Source organism: Nostoc sp. NMS7 (assembly GCF_017115085.1).
Lineage (GTDB): Bacteria > Cyanobacteriota > Cyanobacteriia > Cyanobacteriales > Nostocaceae > Nostoc.
Genome location: NZ_JABXKJ010000255.1, coordinates 37,271 through 54,586, shown reverse-complemented (window position 1 = coordinate 54,586; position 17,316 = coordinate 37,271). Strand labels below are relative to the sequence as shown.

Genomic DNA, 17,316 nt, shown 5'->3' with positions numbered 1-17,316 from the left:
TGCTCAAATTGCCTTGATGTAATTAATATATACGTAAAATCAATAGTGATGTGATTAACCCTGAAGAGCTAAATTCTATACTTGAACGTATTACTAAGCACCAGCAAACTGACGCTGATATTGTTGTGCTGCGGCAGTTACTTAGTGGTGATGGTCAAAATGTTTCTCAGATAGGTAAGTATGCGGTAAATTTGAGGCAGGGGCAGGATATACAAATAGGCGATCGCATTTACCAAGGTGTTGATGCAGAAGCAATTAGAGAAATTTTAAAAATTCTTGTTCTGGAAACTCAAAAACCATCAATCTTACAGCCTTACTGGCAACGCCGAAGTTTTCTTGCTTTGGCTTCCATTTTAGTTGTATTTACAGGAGTTCCTATTTTGGGGATAGTAATTGGATTTAAAGGCTGGATACCAAAGACTTGGTTGGGACAAAAGAGTGAAGAACAATTAGCCAGTTCTGCAATTAGCGTTAGTCCTGCATCTGATGTTACAGGCTCACCCTTGAAATTAACTATAACTGGACATGATTTTACTTGTTCAAATATGAACTGTTCCGGTATACAATCATTTTTATTTGGGGTCATACTTCAAACTGCTGGAATTCTTTTGCAATATACATTTTGGCAGTTTTTGACCCATATTTCTTCAAGCTTTGTGAGAAATCCGGGATATGTGGGGTCGTCACTGCGGAGACTACCCCCTACCTGATATCTCATATCTAAGTGTGATTATCGAATAAAGACATTAACATAATGATTAGTAATTTGTAGATAAATTCTTGAAAGTAAATATTGCAAATATTACAGCACATATCTATGTAATAATTCACTTTATTTTAGGTCAAATCATTACTATTTTTTCATATTTACATACCACAATCTAATGCTGATGAAAACTTTAACTGATTTTCTTAATAAAATATAGATTTTGATATTAACACCAAATAGTACAACTTTTTCAAATATATAATTTGTTCGTTTTTAGCTTAAAATTCTTAAAATTCTTAACTTTCTTTAATTTCAGTTAAATCAAATTTTTAGCTTTCTACAAATATTATCTGGTTGATCCCCAAATAGCTAAAGTAGTCGAGTGGGTAGTTGGCTTAACAGCAGCAAAGGGAGCGTAAAGAAGCCAGAAACCGCCCTTTTGAACAAAAAGAATTTTACAAGTGGGTAGAAGCACTCACCACTGTAGAAAATCTTGTGAGTAAGCACACGCGAGTGGTTCATGTTTTCGACCGAGAAGGTGATATCACAGAAGTTTTTGATAAAAGTATTGATACGTTCTTTAACAACCTCAACAATCTTTTTACCGCTGGTATTTGGCTGCGGGCTGTCATTTGGTGTAGCAAGTTTCTCAAAGTACCAGTAGTGGTATCTGAGTATCTGTATATCCTGTTGCGGATTTATCTGACTATTGCTGTTGGGTTACTTATACCTAAAGCAATTACCGCCATTATTGATAGCCTAGATGTTCTAAGTATAAGATATTCCAGTCCTGACAACCTTCTAAGATTCTACGATCGCCTCCGACACCTAATCCCCTTTTTGAAGCGGTGTCTAGAATTTGTAATTTATATCTGCGTGGCGATATTAGTGATCCAGCAAGTCCAATTCATCGCATACATTGCAGACTTCGGCCCTAGAATTGTTAAAATAGTTGGAATTATATAATGGTCAATTGCAGATTATTCATAACGGCGATATTGGCTCAATTACGAACTACTCTAAACAGTATATTTTTGCAATGGTGGAAGTTAGCGTGCCTTATGACTCTAATTTAGCTCATGTCTACAAAGTAATTGAGTCTGTAGGAGAACAGTTAAAAGCAAATGACCCAGATGTATTAGAACCCACACAGGTAGATGGAGTAGAGAGCCTTGGAGAATCTCATTTTATACTACGGACGTTAACAAAAGTCAAGCCAGGAAAACATCTTTAGATTCAGCGCCTTCTGAGGAAAATTTTTACTAATGCTTTAATACAACAAGGAATTACACTTGCCTTACCTGTTGAAAGGGCCGAATCTTAAAGCCAAGTAAGAGTGATTAGCAATTTGTACTCAATGGGTTAGAACTAGCGAAGATACCGTAGCCAATTATCAAGTCCAAATTAAACAGTTTAGAAAAGCGAGAAAATTTGACTTGAGTAATTCAGGTTAAAAGTAATAAATAATACTAAAATCAACAGTGATGGCTTTGATATTCAGAATTCTTAGATGCTATATAAGGAAAGCCACAATAAGGACAAAATCGAAACTTCAATGGCGTAGTTGGTTCGTTACACTTAGCAAACTATTACGTAATACCGTACCGCGCAAGAAACAAAACTGCGATTGCGGTACTTGGTATTGAGTGCCTTACTGTTGCTCTATCAAACAATTGTCGATAGCTGTTTTGCAAAATAGGCGCGATAGAGTTCGCAACGCGGTAAGATGCGATCGCCCTCAAAGCGAATTAATCCCAAACTTTCAAGTTTGTAAGTCTCAATAGGATTAAGAGAAATACCTTGCTTTGCTGCCAGAATTTCAACATAAGTCTTTGCAAGTCTAGGATTTTCTTGCAGTTTGATCAACTGTCGCCATAAATGATCGCGGTAGATGCCACCATTGGCCATCGCTTCCTCTATTATTTCTTGCAGGGTCATTTCTTGAGACCTAAGATAGTACAAACTAATCTGAATTAGTGCTGGATGTCCTCCTACTAATGACATTAATTGGGCAAAATCTTTAGCTTTAAACGAGTCTAAACTATACCGCCTAGCTAAATCTTCTACTTGTGGTTGAGTAAAATCGTTCAGACGAATAGGTAGACCAATATTAAAAGGAGAGAGGTTAATATCCATAGAGATGTACTCTTCCGTTGAGTAAACCATTACTAACCTCAGCTTTTGCCACTTGGGATTGTGTCGTGCTTCCTCACACCATGACCGCAACAAAGCAAAAAACTCGTGACAAATGTGAGGATATTCAAAAAAACGGTCAACTTCATTCAACACTAAAACCACTGGGCTTTGACATTGATCGAGCAAATAGTTTTCTAAATAGAAGCCGCTACTCAAGCTGTAGCCAATTTCTTCATTCCATTTTTCTTTGAGGTTGGGGTCAATACCTAATTGAGTTGCAATTTTCCAGCAAAGACGACGTAACAGTTTATTTAAATCAGTTAGACACTCACTATCGAATTGGTAGCAATTCAGATTCACAGTCTGATACCCAAGTTTCTGTGCAAACGCACAAAGCCTCAACACAAGAGAACTTTTACCCATCTGTTTGGGAGACCTAAGGCGAATCACGCAGCCACTAGTAGTTACTTCTCGATAAACCTTTCTCTCTAGTGGAGGACGTTCAATATAAAAGTGAGAATCTAAAGGTACGGGGCCATCCGGGTATGACCAAAGATTTTCTATCTGTTCAGTTTGTGTGTCATGTTCTTCGACAAATGAGGTTAATTCGGAACGTTGAGATAAATCTTCTTCTATATTTGCAATAGACAATAACTCAGATGTTTCAGTCTCATTTGCTTTGTTGACTATGGTGTAGTCTTCGCTGTGTAATTCTAGATTAAAAGCGCTAAAGCAGAGTTTTATAGTTTTTTGATCTACACTTTCACTTAAAGACCATAATTTACTCAAAGTTCTAGTAGAAACATGAATGCGCGAGCTTATTTCTTCTAAACTCAAGTGTTCGCCTTTATTTTCTACTATCTCCACAGAAAGAATTGCTGATTGTAACCGTTTAATTCCTGTGGATGTTAGTACAACTCCTCGTGTGCGTTTAGTTTTATACATTGCCGTTACAGGTATTTATTATAAATGAGTGTCACAAGCAATAATTTTTTCTATTTTTCTACTGAAACTGGAATTTAACGTAGCAATTTTTGATACACTCTTCTTTCATTTTTCGTAAAATCCATAGGAACTCTAATAAACTAAGTTACATTATATTAGCTTGATAGTAAACACACACCTGTTGATAAATTTTTAATAACTTTCCTGCTTTGTGTTCGTCAAAAAGTAAGCGATCTCTTATGGTACGGAGATGTTGAGGTTCATCTTGGAATTCCCAATGTTGAATAATGCGCGATCGCACCAATTGTTCTACCCAATATCCTTCAGTACCGTTCGGTATAGCAATCGTTCCTTTATAACTTTCCAAAGCAACTTGCACAACTAACTGACAAAGCTTTTGCGTGAGAAACGGCTGTCCTCTTGTCCAATGAATAATATGCAGCAATATTGCCTGTGCCTGGCTGACTAGTTCTTCTAAACCTTCAAGCAGGGGCATAGCTTCATGTGATTGAAAGTCACATAATTTAATTGCTGAGTCATCATACTTAAGGCTAACACCGACTTGATATCTCATAGTCAAGTCAATTATTATAAATAGGGATACTTAGAATTTTGTAACCGATACTATATTTAAACGCAAGAATGTTATGATATTATTTAACTATTATTTCCATTATTTTTACTATAATTTAAGTTTTAACTGTTTTATCTTTCCTTGGATTAACTGATGGTATCGCTCTGTTTTATCACTCTCAGAAAATAGCTGATTCCTAAGTTTTATGCTATATGTCGAGCTTTCTAAATCACTGCACTTACTTCCTCTTCATGGCGTTGTTATATTGAGATTTGATAAATCTAGGTTGAGATTGTTAGCGTTGCAGTATCGCTGTCTGGCGTTGCTTTTAGCAAATCATTGCTTTGTATCATTGGGGACAACAGCAACAAGTCTTTGCGATTTACTGACAGTTTATTTTTAGTCTTGATTAGAATTCCTAACTTACAAAACTTTGAGCCTTACTAAATCGTACTGAATTATGATTCAGTAAATATTTTAAATATCTATCACTTAACTTTCTTAACTTTCTTAACTTTCTTAACTGGTTTATTGACTGGTTTCTTAAATGTCTTAACTGCTATTGCGTTTTATTTAAAAAACTGGGATTATCTACTTGATATATCTACTGGATAATTACAAAGATATTATGATTCCGCTTCCAAATTAGTAATAATTTTAATTAATAGTAAGATTGAAGTTTAAAATAGAAGCTAATGCAGTTAGATAATTCTAGTAAAGTTTTAGCAAATTTAAGTAATAAAAGTTTTACATACAGAGAAATAGAAGTTGCTATTCGATCGAGTTTAACTGTAGATGATTGTGTAGTTATAAAAAGAGAAACAGAAAAGCTAAAGCAGGAATTAGTTGCCTATATAGTTCCATCAAGCTTATTTGCACCAGAACAATTGTTATCTCACCTGCAAACCATTCTGCCTAGCGAATTAATACCCACAGCACTCGTACCAGTCTCCACTATACCCCTAACAGATCAAGGGCAGGTAGATGAAGTTACTCTAGCCAGCTTAGAAGCTATTGACTCTGAATTAATGCATTGCATAGAGGAGCAATTAGAGTCATTGCCAGAAATTGAGCGTGTTGCGGTGGTTGTTGAACCCTTGATTACAAGTATTCCTCCTGTCCACTTACAGGATTTGCTAGGCAACACTCAAGCAATGTATCTAGCAACGTCTTTGACGCTCACCTCTGAAGATAGCCAGCAAAAGGTACGAGCAACTATACTTAGTCAGAAGATAGAAAACAAGAAAGTGTTCTCGTCAAAAAAGCTAGCTATTAGTCACGGGGAACCACTGCAATACTCCGAACATGCTCCTAAAACTTTAAAAGAATTACTACAACGAGCTGCTAAACATTCGACTCAAGGTATCATCTACATTCAGTTTGATAGTAGTGAAAAAGTTCAATCTTATGGAGAATTATGGCAAGATGCTCAACGAATTTTAGCTGGATTCAGAAAGCTAGGACTCAAGCCGCAAGATCAAGTAATTTTTCAACTAGAAAACAACCAAGATTTTCTCTGTGCTTTTTGGGGTTGTGTGCTGGGGGGCTTTGTTCCAGTGCCAATATCCATCGCCCCGACATACGAACTAGCTAATACTATCGCCAGCAAACTTCAAAACACTTGGCAGATGCTGGGTAAACCCCTTGTACTAACCAACGCTTCTTTAGCTTCCAATATTGATGACTTATCAAAGTTTCTGAATTTAGAAAACTTTCAAGTTGCAACTGTTGAGAAGTTGCGTGAGTGCGAAGCGGATTTCAACTTGCATCAAAGTCAGCCAGAAGATTTAGCGATTTTGTTTTTGACTTCTGGCAGCACTGGTATACCCAAATGTGTGATGCTAAATCATCGCAATTTATTGAGTATGACGGGTGGCTTAGTTTTGTTGGGCAATTTTTGCAATCAGGAAAGCATTTTAAACTGGATGCCTCTGGATCATGTGGGTGCGCTAGTTTCCTTGAGCATTATGGCTGTTGACTTAGGTTGTCAGCAAATCCATGTACCCACTAACTTGATTGTGCAAAATCCTCTGTTGTGGCTAGATTTGATTGATAAACATCAAACTACGATTAGTTGGGCACCTAATTTTGCCTTTTCGCTAATCTGCGATGCCCTTGGCGACCTGCGGTATCGCGCAATTGAGATTAACCAAAAACATTGGGATTTATCGTCGATGCGTTTTATAATCAACGCTGGAGAACCCATTGTCACTAAGATAGCCAGGAGTTTTTTAAGGCTGCTTCGCCGTTATGGTTTACCAACGAATGCGATTCATCCAGCCTTTGGGATGAGCGAAACCTCTTCTGGTATTACTTACTCTGATAGCTTTTCTCTAGAAACTTCATCAGATGACACTTTATTTGTAGAACTTGGCTCCCCAATTGCTGGTGCTTCACTGCGTATTGTTGATGAAAACGAACAGATAGTGACAGAAAATACGATTGGTCGTTTACAAGTAAAAGGTGCATCTGTTACTAGTGGTTACTATCAGAATCCACAGGCAAACCAAGAAGTTTTTACTGCCGATGATTGGTTTAATACCGGAGATTTAGGATTTCTCCATCAAGGGCGTTTAACTATTACTGGACGGCAGAAAGATGTAATTATCATCAATGGACTCAACTACTACTGTCACGAAATCGAAGCTGCCGTTGAAGAAGTTAAAGGAGTAGAAGTCTCTTATACAGCTGCCTGTGCAGTGAGACAACCAGGAATTAATACTGATCAACTAGCTATCTTTTTCAATACTTCTCTTTCTGATGATGGCAATTTAGCAACTCTGCTTAAGGAAATTCGCACTTCTATTGTCAACAAGGTGGGAATAAACCCAGATTATCTAATTCCAGTAGACCAAGAAATTATTCCTAAAACCGCCATTGGTAAAATCCAGCGATCGCAACTGAGTCAGCGCCTCAAAACAGGTGAATTTCAATCCATTATTAAACGAATTGATATATTACTGGGTAACGCCAATACCATTCCCGACTGGTTTTACCGTCAAGTATGGCAGCCCAAAAATCCCATTACTTTTAATTCTTCTTTAACTGTTATTAATTCCACTCTAGTATTTATAGATTCATTCGGCTTAGGGGCATATTTATGTCAGATATTATCAGAGCATAACCTATCATATATAAATGTTTCACCCGGAGAAGATTTTTGTAAAATTAATCGCTCAAGCTACACGATCGCTCCAGGACAATCCAAGGACTACCAACTATTACTCCAATCGTTGGCAGCAGATAACATAATCATCGAACAAATACTTCACCTATGGACTTATGACCGATATAGCGGCGAAGTCAAAAGCTTGGATGCTCTCGAACAAGCACAAGAAAATGGAATATTTAGTCTATTGTTCCTAGCTCAAGCTTTAGCCAAAGTTCAAGGTTTTGACCATTCGGTGCAATTATCATTTATTTCCAGTCATATCCAGTCCATTTCCTCATCTGACCCAATAGCTTACGAGAAATCAGCAGTATTAGGGCTTCTGAAAACCATTCCTCAAGAATTACCTTGGTTGAACTGTTGTCACATTGATTTGCCTTTCACTGAAGTTGAAACAAATGGAGCTTATATCTTACAAGAAATGCAAGTTTCCTCTAAAGAACGAGAGGTAGCCTACAGGAATGGGCAGCGTTTAGTTCCTCGTCTAGAAAAAGTTGATTGGACTAACAAACCTAAATCCCCAGTCAGCTTCAAGCGAGGAGCAACTTATTTAATTAGCGGAGGACTCGGTGGTATAGGTATTGAAATTGCGCGGTATTTGCTGAAACATTACCAAGCTCGGTTACTGTTGGTCGGCAAAACTCCTCTACCAGATAAAAGTACTTGGAATGCTAATCAAGACAAAACAGACACTATTATACAACGGCTCAAAGCTTATCAGGAACTAGAACAGCTTGGAGGAGAGGTAATTTACGAAGCTATTGACATCTGTGACTGGAAACAATTGCAGATAATAGTTGAAAAAGCTAAATCTCAATGGGGTAAGAACCTAGATGGAATAATCCATTTAGCCGGCACTCTCCATGAACAGCTTGTACTTGAAGGGACTCAGGAAAACTTATCAGCAATACTTCGTCCCAAGGTGTTGGGTGCTTGGGCGTTGCACCAATTGGTAAAAGACAAGAAGGGCAGCATTTTTATCCACTTTTCTTCAGCACACGGTTTTTTTGGAGGCACGGCTGTTGGTGCTTATGCTGCTGCCAATAGTTTTCTCGATCGCTTTTCTTATTACCAAAATTCCCAGAGTGAATTAGCAAGCTATTGTTTTGCTTGGAGTATGTGGGATGAGACAGGGATGAGTCAAGGATATCAGATGAAGAATCTGATCCGTGCCAAAGGCTTCTATGTGATGTCTTCCTCCCAAGCAATATCTTCCATGCTTGCCAGTTTACAACATCAGCAAACGCATCTATTGATAGGTTTGGATGGCAGCAACCAAAACATTCAACGTTGGCAGTCGTCAGCCTTTAATTTACAGAAGTTAACTGCTTATTTCACTGCCAGTAGTAACGAGATTATTCAATTACCAGACTTGCAAGTGCAAGATTGCTTTGGAACTTCCAGCACCTGCAACTTAGTACAACTGCCCCAAATGCCTTGTCTCGAAAACGGCGAAATTGATCACAATCGCTTAATTGGGGGAATTAACACTCAGGAAATTAGGGAGCGGATAGAACCACGCAACGAGATAGAGCTAAAAATTGCTCAATGTTGGCAGCAGGTGCTGAAATTACCACCTTTAAGCATTAATGACAACTTTTTTGAGTTAGGGGGCAATTCTCTCTTAGCTGGCCAAGTGATTTCTCGGTTACGCGAAGATTTCTCTCTAGAGTTGTCTCTACAGCGTTTATTTAGAGCGCCGACGATCGCCAGTTTAGCCCAAAGTATTGAGGCGATTATAGGGATAACTCAGGACAAGAGTGGATCTATTGAGGCGATCGCAGAAGAATATGAGGAAGTAAGGATATGATCACAGAACAGTTTTTAGCTAACCTGCAAACAAAAGGCGTAAAAATCTGGATTGACGGAGATCAACTTGGCTGTCGCGCTCCTAAAGGAGTAATGACAGTAGACATACAGCAGGAACTTAAAGAACGGAAAACAGAAATCCTTGCTTTTCTCAAAGAAGCTCAAACAGCTACACAATTCTTATCTTTCCCCTTAGTGCCAGTTTCTAGGGATGAGGAGTTACCTTTATCTTTTACTCAACAGAGGATGTGGTTTCTTTATCAACTAGATAAAGAAAGCCCATTTTACAATGAAAGTTGCCAGTTGCGGATTGTTGGAAAGCTTTCAGTGACAGCCTTAGAACAGAGTATCAACGAAATTATCCGCCGTCATGAAGCTTTACGAACTAGCTTTGCTGTGAGAGAGGGCATCCCTTTTCAGGCGATTGTGTCCACTGTCACCATAAATATCCCTGTGATAGACTTGCAGGGTTTACCAGAAGCCTCACTGCAACAAATAGTCACTCAGGAGGTTCGCAAACCCTTTGACTTGGATAGTATTCCTTTGTTGCGAGCCACTCTACTGCGCCAGGAAGTAGAATCTCACTTGTTAATCTTGACCATGCATCACATCATTACCGATGGCTGGTCAATGGGAATATTCTTCAAAGAGTTAGAAGTCCTCTATCATGCTTTTACTAAAGGGCAACCAAATCCCTTACCAGAGTTAACGATACAATACGCTGATTTTGCCCTCTGGCAACGCAAATGGTTAACTAAAGAAGTTCAAGAAAAGCAACTTGAGTACTGGAAACAGCAGTTAGCTGACGCACCACCTTTGTTGGAGTTGCCCACGGATTATCCGCGGCCACCAGTCCAAACTTTCTCTGGTGCTACCAAAAAATTTCAAATTGAAGAGCATTTAACCTCTCAACTATTAATCCTCAGCCAGAAGTCAGGTGTCACCTTATTTATGACCTTGCTGGCAGCTTTTGGCATTTTACTCCATCGTTACAGTGGCCAAGATGATATTTGTATCGGTTCGCCTTTTGCTAACCGCAATCATCAAGAAACAGAACCACTAATCGGCTGTTTTGTCAATACCTTGGTGTTGCGTACTCAGATTGAAGAGAATCCTAGTTTCTCTCAATTCCTCCAACAAATTCGCTCTATTGTTTGGGATGCCCATGCACACCAAGACGTACCATTTGAGCAAGTGGTAGAAGCACTACAGCCAGAACGTTCTCTTGGCTATAATCCCTTGTTTCAAGTAATGTTTGTTTTGGAAAATTTCTCCCTCGATACTTTAGAGTTACCTGATATTAGTCTGACTCCAGAGATGCTAGAGCGGGGTACATCTCAGTTCGATTTGAGCCTCTCGATCTGGCAGATACAAAAGGGATTAATTGGCTCGTGGGAATATAACAGCGATTTGTTCCAGGCAGATACAATCGCTAGGATGACAGGTCATTTCCAGACAATGCTCTCAGCAATTGCTGCTCATCCCGACCAAAGAATTGGAGAATTGCCTTTGCTAACTGAGCCAGAACGGCATCAGTTATTAATGCAGTGGAATAATACCCAGGCGAATTATCCTCAGGATAAGTGTATTCATCAGTTGTTTGAGGAGCAGGTTGAACGCACCCCCGATGCAGTGGCGGTGGTGTTTGACAACCAAAAGCTTACCTACCATGAATTAAACATTCAGGCTAACCAGTTGGCTCATTACTTGCAGTCTTTAGGTGTGAGAGCAGATGTGCTGGTTGGGTTGTGTGTAGAGCGTTCGCTCTCCATGATTGTGGGAATTTTAGGCATTCTCAAAGCAGGTGGAGCTTATGTGCCACTCGACCCAGAGTATCCCCAAGAGCGTTTAAACTTTATGCTCGAAGATACTGGGCTATCAGTTGTCTTGACTCAAGAAAAACTAGTTGACAAACTAGGCGATCGCCTCCGGCGCGGCTTTGCCGAACGCAAAGCTGATGTAATTTGCTTAGACTCAAACTGGGATATCATCAATCAACAAACAAAACATAACCCGACTACCAGCACCAAAGCTGATAACTTAGCTTATGTAATGTACACAAGCGGTTCTACAGGTCAACCCAAAGGAGTTGCTGTTGATCACCGAGCCGTGAACCGCTTGGTAATCAACACAAATTACATCGACATAAAACCAACAGATGTCATTGCACAAGCTTCAAATTACGCTTTCGACGCTGCCACTTTCGAGATTTGGGGTGCGCTACTTCACGGGGCGCGGTTAGTAGGGGTGAGCAAAGAATTGGCTCTTTCTCCACAAGATTTCGCTGCCTTTATGCGATCGCAAGGTATCAGCGTATTATTCTTGACAACTGCCTTGTTCAATCAAATTGCTCAGGAAGTCCCTTCTGCTTTCAATTCACTACGGCATCTTCTATTTGGCGGCGAAGCGGTTGATCCTAAATGGGTAAAAGAAGTACTGAAAAATGGTGCGCCACAGCGACTACTTCATGTTTATGGGCCGACAGAGAATACAACATTTAGTTCCTGGTACTTAGTGCAGGATGTCCCGGAAGACGCTACAACTATTCCTATTGGTCGTGCGATCGCTAATACCCAAGTTTATATATTAGATAAAAATCTCCAACCAGTACCTGTAGGTTTACCAGGAGAATTGTACATTGGTGGTGCTGGATTAGCACAAGGCTATCTCCATCGTCCTGAAACTACCGCCGAAAAATTTATTGAAATTGAATTATTCGATCGAGTTGAGCGAGTTTACAAAACTGGGGATTTAGTACGCTCTTTACCAGATGGCAATATTGAATACATAGAACGCATTGATAATCAAGTAAAAATTCGGGGTTTCCGCATCGAATTGGGCGAAATCGAAACAGTTCTGAGCCAATATCCCCATGTTTTGGCATCTTGTGCGATCGCCCGCGAGGACATTCCTGGGGACAAACGCCTAGTCGCTTACATTGTGCCTCAAAAAGAGCAGACATTTACAGTAAGCGAACTGCGTAGCTTCCTGAAGTCAAAGTTACCAGAGTATATGGTGCCAAGTGCAATAGTCATCTTAGAAGGTCTACCGCTTACCTCCAACGGGAAAGTAGACCGCCATGCACTGCCCGCACCTGATTTACACAGCCAATTATCGGACAAATATGTTGCCCCGCGTAACCAAATCGAAGAAATTCTCTCAGGAATTTGGGCGCAAGTGCTAAAAGTAGAGCGAGTGGGCATACATGATAACTTCTTTGAACTAGGGGGACACTCGCTACTAGCTACCCAAATAATTTCTCGCATACCAGAAGCCTTTGGGACTTCGTTACCGTTGCGTTCTTTATTTAAATCACCAACAGTAGCTCAGTTAAGTGAAGTCATATCATCTGAACTTCAAACTGGTTCGAGTCTAGTGCTTCCGGCAATTTTACCCGTTTCCACAAGACTTGATATACCTCTATCTTGGGCGCAGGAGCGCCTGTGGTTTCTCCATCATTTAGAAGGCGAGAGTGGTGCCTACACAATACCTTTTGCTGTAAGCCTAGAGGGGAATCTCAATGTCAAAGCATTACAAGGGGCAATTGAGGGGATCGTGCGGCGGCATGAAGTTCTGCGTACTCGCTTTGAGATTAAGGATGACAAGCCAGTACAAGTTATAGACCCTAATATAAACATAACGTTACCAGTGGTGGAAAGACAAAATGTGGCAGACCCCTGGAAACAAGTGGAGCAACTAGCGATAAAAGAAGCATGCAAACCATTCGATCTGGCTAGAGATCCTATGTTGCGGGTCAAGATGTGGCAAGTTGCTCAACAGGAGTATGTACTGTTATTAGTCATTCACCATATTGCTGCTGATGGTTGGTCAATAGGCCTTTTAATCCGCGAACTGTCTGCCCATTATCGAGCTATTTCCACAGGTAATCCTGTTGAATTACCAGAGTTATCTGTACAATATGCCGACTTTACCGTTTGGCAGCGCCAATGGCTAACAAATCAGGTACTAGAGCGTCAGTTAAGCTATTGGAAGCAAGAGTTAGCGGGAGCGCCACCTTTGTTGGAATTGCCTACAGACCGCCCCCGCCCAGTTATCCAGACTTTTCAAGGAGGAATCGAGCGATTTCAACTAGATGCTTCGCTGACTTCCGCGCTTAGACAGATTAGCCAAGAGTCAGGAAGCACTCTGTTTATGACACTGCTGGCGGCTTTTGTTGTGTTAATGTCTCGCTACAGTGGACAAAAGGATCTTGTAGTTGGCTCTCCAATTGCTAATCGCAACCGCAAAGAAATCGAAGAGTTAATTGGATTTTTTGTCAACATCTTACCACTGAGGTTCGATTTATCAAGAGAACTGACCTTTGCAGATTTATTGACGCAGGTACGACAGGTAACTCAAAATGCCTACGAGCATCAGGATTTGCCTTTTGAGATATTAGTCGAACAGTTGCAACCAGAGCGAAAATTAAATCGTAATCCACTGGTACAGGTGGTGTTTGTCCTCCAGAATGCCCCCTCCTCTGGTTGGGATCTGCCTGGCTTAAGCGTCGAGAAAATGCCTTGGGGTCTTGATGCAGCGCGGTTTGACCTTGAACTAAACTTTTGGGAAACCCAGTCAGGTCTTGAGGGCTATTGCTGTTACAGTAGCGATTTATTTGATGGGGCAACTATTGCCCGCATGATGCAGCATTTCCAGAATTTGCTAGAAGCGATATGCTTACAGTACACTAGTGCGATCGCGGCAAATCCACAACAGCCAGTGGCTTTACTCCCCTTGCTCACACAGCAGGAACGTCATCAACTGTTGATGGAATGGAACAATACTCAGGTGAATTATCCCCAAAATAAATGTATCCATCAGTTGTTTGAGGAGCAGGTAAAGCGTACTCCAAATGCCGTGGCTATAGTGTATGGAAATCAACATCTTACATACCGCCAATTAAACTGCCGTGCCAACCAATTGGCGCATTACTTGCGCTCATTAGGTGTGGGAGCAGATGTGCTAGTTGGGTTGTGTGTGGAGCGATCGCTCTCAATGGTGGTAGGACTACTTGGTATTCTCAAGGCGGGTGGGGCATATCTGCCACTTGACCCAGAGTATCCCCAAGACCGCTTGAGCTTTATGTTAGAAGATGCTCAAGTATCGTTACTTTTAACCCAACAGCAATTAGTAGAATCTCTGCCCAAACATCAGGCGCGTGTCGTTTGCTTAGATATCGATTGGGAAAAAATTGCTCAAAACAATGATTCAAATCTGGAAAACACTGCCACACCTGATAACCTAGCTTATGTAATTTACACTTCTGGTTCTACAGGTAAGCCTAAAGGCGTTTTAGTCAATCACTCTAATGTGGCTCGTTTGTTTGCAGCGACAAACTCTTGGTACAACTTTAGCGCTAAAGATGTGTGGACAATGTTCCACTCTTATGCGTTCGACTTCTCAGTATGGGAAATTTGGGGGGCATTGCTGTATGGTGGACGACTGGTAGTAGTGCCATATTTAGTGACGCGATCGCCCGAATCCTTCTATGAGTTATTGTGTCAAGAAAAAGTCACAATTCTCAATCAAACACCTTCAGCTTTCCGCCAGTTAATTCAAGCTGAACAGTCAATCGCAACTACTGGCGACTTGAACTTGCGCCTAGTAATTTTCGGTGGGGAAGCTTTAGAACTGTCGAGTTTGCAACCTTGGTTTGAGCAACATGGCGACCAAATGCCCCAATTAGTAAATATGTACGGGATTACAGAAACTACTGTACACGTCACTTACCGCCCATTGAGCAAAGCTGATTTAAATCACACAGTTAGTGTCATAGGTCGCCCGATACCTGACTTACAGATGTATGTACTGGATGAACATAAACAGTTAGTACCGATTGGGGTTCCTGGTGAGATGTACGTTGGTGGGGAAGGAGTGACACGCGGCTATCTCAATCGTCCTGAATTGACAGATGAACGCTTTATTTCTAATCCTTTTAGCAACTACGACAAAGCGCGACTATACAAAACAGGAGACAAGGCGCGTTATTTGCCCAATGGCGAGTTAGAGTATTTAGGACGCATCGACAATCAAGTAAAGATTCGCGGTTTCCGTATCGAGTTAGGCGAAATTGAAGTAGTTTTAAGTCAACACCCCTTAGTACAGGAAAGTGTCGTCATCATCAGAGAAGACATCTCTGGAGATAAACGCACTTCGGCTCCGCTCAGTACAAGTCTTGTGGCTTACTTAGTGCCTGCTGTTCATCAAAAAACATTACCCCAGCAAGTTGCCCAATGGCAGACCGAGTACGTTAGTGACTGGCAAATGCTCTATGAACAAGCCTATAGTCAGCGATCGCCATCCACAGATGACCTCACGTTCAATATTACTGGCTGGAACAGTAGTTATACCAGACAACCCATCCCAGATGGGGAAATGCAGGAGTGGGTTGAGAATACAGTCAGTCGAATTCTGACTGATTTTCCGAAACGGCTACTAGAAATTGGTTGTGGAACAGGGTTACTACTATCTCGCATTGCCAAGCACTGTCAACAGTATTGGGGATGTGATTATTCTATTGCCGCCATACAGCACGTTGAGCAGATATGCTCCACGGTTGATGGTCTAGCTCATGTGCGGCTGCTGCACCAAATGGCGGATAACTTTGAAGGTATCCCTCAAGGCGAATTCGACACTGTTATTTTGAACTCAGTAGTGCAGTATTTCCCCAGTGTTGAGTATTTGTTGCAGGTTATCGAAGGAGGAATGAACGCGATCGCCCAACAGGGTACGCTATTCGTGGGTGATGTCCGCAGCTTGCCATTGCTGGAGCCATACCATGCAGCTGTGCAGTTGTCCCAAGCTGCTGAGGATAGAACTATTGAGCAATGGCAGCGAATGGTACATCAGAGTGTGGCCGTTGAAGAAGAATTGGTCATCGACCCCAGTTTCTTCATCGCCCTCCAGACACGCTTTCCTCAGATTACTTGGGTGGAAATTCAGCCCAAACGTGGTTACGCGCAAAATGAGCTAACCCAATTCCGCTATGATGTTACCCTTCATGTCGGTGCTAATGTTCAAAGAACTAGCGTTCCTTGGCTAAACTGGCAACTCGATGCCCTTTCATTCACACAAATTCAACATCAACTGCAACAAGAACAGCCAGAACTGTTGGGAATCAGGCGCGTGCCGAATCAACGAGTACAGCAAGCACTACAGATTTGGCAATGGTTGGAAAATCCCCCGGCTGTAGAAACAGTCAGCCAACTGCGGCAGGTATTAGCACAACAGCCAACGGTTGGGGTCAATCCAGAGCAGTTTTGCCAATTGGGGCAGCAACTCGGTTACACTGTCCATCTGAGTTGGTGGGAGAGTAGTCAGGATGGTTGCTATGATGTGGTGTTCTGCCGCAATAATTCAACGCAGACACTTGCACTGAGAGAAGCCGAAGTGTCTGACGCACAAAGCGCAATCGCCCACTTCGACTGCGCTCAGTACAAGTTCTGGGATAGTTCAGCCGTTACAACCAAACCCTGGACTGACTATACTAACAATCCTCTACGCGGCAAGTTAGTTCAAAAACTGGTGCCGCAGGTGCGTGAATATATCCAACAAAAGCTACCCGATTACATGGTGCCGCAGGCTTTTGTCGTCCTCAATGCCCTGCCGTTGACACTCAATGGCAAGGTGGATCGCCGCTCCCTGCCTTCACCTGATACAGCCACAAGAAGTCTTTCTACTGGCTTTGTTTTACCTCGCACCCCAATTGAAGCTCAACTGGTTCGGATCTGGAGTCAAATCCTGGGAGTTGAAAGTATTGGTGTTAAGGACAACTTCTTTGAGCTAGGTGGTCATTCCCTACTAGCTACCCAAGTCCTGTCAGAGATCAACTCAGCTTTTGGACTCGATCTGTCTATACAGATAATGTTTGAGTCTCCTACAGTAGCCGGGATAGCAGAATACATCAAAGTAATGGATTGGGCAACACAAAATTTGCCAGTAAAAGAAGTCAGCGTCGAAATAGTGGAGTTATGA

Annotated in this window: 7 protein-coding genes; 5 read left to right on the top strand and 2 right to left on the bottom strand. The window is 41.3% G+C overall.

The window, feature by feature from the left end; all coding sequences use genetic code 11:
* Positions 1-50: 50 nt before the first annotated feature.
* The 3 genes from HWQ38_RS36825 to HWQ38_RS36815 all read left to right on the top strand — a co-directional run bounded on the left by HWQ38_RS36825 (position 51) and on the right by HWQ38_RS36815 (position 1,943).
* Positions 51-710, top strand: a complete 660-nt coding sequence (locus tag HWQ38_RS36825; RefSeq protein ID WP_292804335.1) for a hypothetical protein — start codon at positions 51-53, stop codon at positions 708-710.
* A gap of 494 nt (positions 711-1,204) precedes the next feature.
* Positions 1,205-1,675: a hypothetical protein gene (locus HWQ38_RS36820; protein ID WP_292804332.1), complete on the top strand. Its 471-nt coding sequence runs from the start codon at positions 1,205-1,207 to the stop codon at positions 1,673-1,675.
* Positions 1,662-1,943 (top strand): mechanosensitive ion channel, encoded by a 282-nt coding sequence (locus HWQ38_RS36815; protein WP_292804329.1) that lies wholly within the window; start codon positions 1,662-1,664, stop codon positions 1,941-1,943. Before HWQ38_RS36820 ends, HWQ38_RS36815 begins: the two co-directional genes overlap by 14 nt.
* Positions 1,944-2,374: 431 nt before the next feature.
* Here HWQ38_RS36815 and HWQ38_RS36810 read toward each other — a convergent pair whose 3' ends face one another.
* Positions 2,375-3,790, bottom strand: a complete 1,416-nt coding sequence (locus HWQ38_RS36810) for an AAA-like domain-containing protein (protein ID WP_292804326.1) — start codon at positions 3,788-3,790, stop codon at positions 2,375-2,377.
* Positions 3,791-3,935: 145 nt separating this feature from the next.
* Positions 3,936-4,364, bottom strand: coding sequence for a hypothetical protein (locus tag HWQ38_RS36805; protein WP_292804323.1), 429 nt, complete (start codon positions 4,362-4,364; stop codon positions 3,936-3,938).
* Between the two features lie 695 nt (positions 4,365-5,059).
* Here HWQ38_RS36805 and HWQ38_RS36800 point away from each other — a divergent pair.
* Positions 5,060-9,343, top strand: coding sequence for a non-ribosomal peptide synthetase (locus HWQ38_RS36800; protein WP_292804321.1), 4,284 nt, complete (start codon positions 5,060-5,062; stop codon positions 9,341-9,343).
* Positions 9,340-17,316, top strand: a complete 7,977-nt coding sequence (locus HWQ38_RS36795; protein WP_292804318.1) for a non-ribosomal peptide synthetase — start codon at positions 9,340-9,342, stop codon at positions 17,314-17,316. The genes HWQ38_RS36800 and HWQ38_RS36795 overlap by 4 nt, the downstream gene beginning before the upstream one ends.

What these genes read in the sequence shown, in the direction of transcription:
- HWQ38_RS36800 (WP_292804321.1), top strand. Translation starts at nt 5,060, where the DNA reads ATGCAGTTAGATAATTCTAGTAAAGTTTTAGCAAATTTAAGTAATAAA.
- HWQ38_RS36795 (WP_292804318.1), top strand. Translation starts at nt 9,340, where the DNA reads ATGATCACAGAACAGTTTTTAGCTAACCTGCAAACAAAAGGCGTAAAA.
- HWQ38_RS36810 (WP_292804326.1), bottom strand. Translation starts at nt 3,790, where the DNA reads ATGTATAAAACTAAACGCACACGAGGAGTTGTACTAACATCCACAGGA.
- HWQ38_RS36805 (WP_292804323.1), bottom strand. Translation starts at nt 4,364, where the DNA reads ATGAGATATCAAGTCGGTGTTAGCCTTAAGTATGATGACTCAGCAATT.